Below are 366 nucleotides of genomic sequence, written 5' to 3'. Positions count from 1 at the left end.
TTTCTGCTTGCCCTGGCGATCATCGATGACATTATCGCTGTGCTGATCATCGCGGTCTTCTACTCGGGTGGCCTCGACTACAGCGGTTTCGGCGTCGCGGCGATCGGCCTGCTGATGGTAATCGCGCTGCAGAAGATTGGTGTGGGATCGGCCTACGCCTATATCGTGCCCGGTGCGATCGTTTGGCTAGGCATCCTGTTGACCGGTGCCCACCCGACCCTCGCCGGCGTTGTGCTCGGGCTGATGACCCCGGTAGCCGCCATGCCGATGCGTGAGCGCCCTCTGGACGCCATTAGCCGCTTCACCAACGAGTTGCTGGGCCGCGCCAAAGCACCAGAGCGCGATGCCAGCGAACTCATCGACCCG

Annotated in this window: 1 protein-coding gene; it reads left to right on the top strand. The window is 62.8% G+C overall.

Annotated elements, in window-relative coordinates; translation table 11 throughout:
• On the top strand, window positions 1–366 hold a 366-nt coding region (locus QWI17_RS16855; protein ID WP_302723690.1), incomplete at both ends, for a Na+/H+ antiporter NhaA.

This window comes from Gilvimarinus gilvus (assembly GCF_030518155.1).
GTDB lineage: Bacteria > Pseudomonadota > Gammaproteobacteria > Pseudomonadales > Cellvibrionaceae > Gilvimarinus > Gilvimarinus gilvus.
Note: the sequence above shows the minus strand (reverse complement) of the source record. Positions and strands in the feature narration are given on the sequence as shown.